The organism is Actinomyces sp. (assembly GCF_030530635.1).
Lineage (GTDB): Bacteria > Actinomycetota > Actinomycetes > Actinomycetales > Actinomycetaceae > Actinomyces.
In genome coordinates this window covers 1-1866 of sequence record NZ_JAUMUL010000131.1, presented here as the reverse complement: position 1 = coordinate 1866, position 1866 = coordinate 1, and the positions used below count along the sequence as shown (strand labels likewise).

At 70.1% G+C, this 1866-nt stretch carries 2 protein-coding genes; one reads left to right on the top strand and one right to left on the bottom strand.

Annotation, left to right across the window (positions count from 1 at the left end; all coding sequences use genetic code 11):
* Positions 1 to 382, bottom strand: a 382-nt coding sequence (locus Q4A20_RS15055; RefSeq protein WP_303124207.1) for a LacI family DNA-binding transcriptional regulator, incomplete at its 3' end; no start/stop codon positions are given.
* A gap of 123 nt (positions 383 to 505) precedes the next feature.
* Here Q4A20_RS15055 and Q4A20_RS15050 point away from each other — a divergent pair.
* Positions 506 to 1866, top strand: a 1361-nt coding sequence (locus tag Q4A20_RS15050; protein ID WP_303124206.1) for a glycoside hydrolase family 2 TIM barrel-domain containing protein, incomplete at its 3' end; no start/stop codon positions are given.

The following is a 1866-nucleotide window of genomic DNA, read 5'->3' as shown; positions in this document are numbered from 1 at the left end:
GGCGCTGCCTGAAGCGCTGGAGCACGCGGGCGCGCTCGAAGTCCGAGGAGGCCTGCATGAGGACCGGCATGGTCGAGGTGGGGGCGAGAGCCTCGTGGATGCCGCGCACCAGCGTCGCGTACGTCGGGTCGGCGAACATCTCGTTGAGGGGCTCGGTGAACAGGATCGCGATGGCCTCGGCACGGCCCAGGGCCAGCCCCCGTGCGCGCGCGTTCATGACGAAGCCGATCTTGTCGGCGGCGGCGCGCACGCGCTGCTTGGTGGCGGGTACGACCTTGTCGGAGTCGTTGAGGGCGCGAGAGGCCGTGGCTCGTGAGACGCCGGCGAGCCGGGCGACGTCGCCGATGGTGACCTGTGAGTGGCCTCGCGGTGTGCGCGCCATCGAGGGGCTCCTTCCTCGCCCGCGCCGGGCTCCTGCCGTGGTCGGGTGACCGAGGAGTAGTGCGGCCGACATGAAGATGGTAATCTAATGAAACCGGTTACACCCGAAGGGGGAGGAGATGCGATGACGCAGGGCGGGACGCAGCCGCGGGACTGGGAGAACCCAGAGGTTCTTCACCGAGGACGCCTCGCCCCCCGCGCCCACTTCATGCCCTTCGGGACCCCCGAGCAGGCGCGCCGCGCTGACCGGCGCGAGGCCCTCGGTTTCCAGGACCTCACCGGGACCTGGGACTTCCAGCTGCTCGACAGCCCCGACCGGGTCGGCGAGGAGCTCCTGCGCGGACTGGGCAACGGCTGGACCGAGGTCCGGGTGCCTCATCTGTGGCAGTTCGACGGCTACGGGCGGCTGCAGTACACGGACGAGGGCTACCCCTTCCCCGTCGACCCCCCGCGCGTGCCCACGCTCAACCCGACCGGCGTGTACCGACGACGCCTCAACGCCCCCGAGCTGGCCGCGGGCGAGAGGCTCCTGCTCCACCTCGACGGCGTCGAGAGCTATGTCGAGGTGTACCTCAACGGCCGTCAGGTCGGCATGAGCAAGGGCTCGCGCCTGGCCGCCGAGTTCGATCTCGCCCCCCACGTGAGCCCGGGCGAGAACGTCCTCGTCCTCAAGGTGCTGCAGTTCAGTGACGGCTCCTACCTTGAGGACCAGGACATGTGGTGGGCGAGCGGCGTGTTCCGCGACCTCTACCTCCTGCACCGTCCCGCCCACCGCATCGAGGACTTCACCGCCGTGACCAGTCTCGATGACGACGGCGCAGCGCGGGTGAGAGTCGAGGTGCGTGCGAGCCCCGCAACCGCCGTCGACGTCGAGCTGCGCGACGACGGCGTCCTCCTCGCGCGCGGACGGGCGCAGGCAGGAGGTGATGCCGTCGAGCTGACGGTCCCGGACCCCGTGCTGTGGACCCCCGAGCGCCCCCACCTGTACGAGCTGATGCTGACCGCCGTCGGTGCGGGCGCGCCGACCGAGGTCCTGCGCCACCGGCTCGGGCTGCGGGAGGTGCGGATCGAGGACGGCCTGATGCTCCTCAACGGCTCCTACTTCGTCATGCACGGAGTCAACAGGCACGACCACGACCCGCGACGCGGACGCGCGGTCTCCATGGAGCGCGTGCGGGCCGACCTCGAGCTCATGAAGCAGTGCAACATCAACGCGGTGCGCACCTCCCACTACCCGAACGACCCGCGCTTCTACGAGATGTGCGACGAGCTGGGCCTCATGGTGCTGGCGGAGACGGACCTCGAGTCCCACGGCTTCGCCCTGGTCGGCGACCTCTCCCGCCTCACCGACGACCCCGTGTGGCAGCGCGCTTACGTCGACCGCATCGAGCGGCACGTCGTCGCTCAGCGCAACCACGCCAGCGTCATCATGTGGAGCCTGGGCAACGAGTCGGGCGACGGGTGCAACGTCGACGCGATGTACCG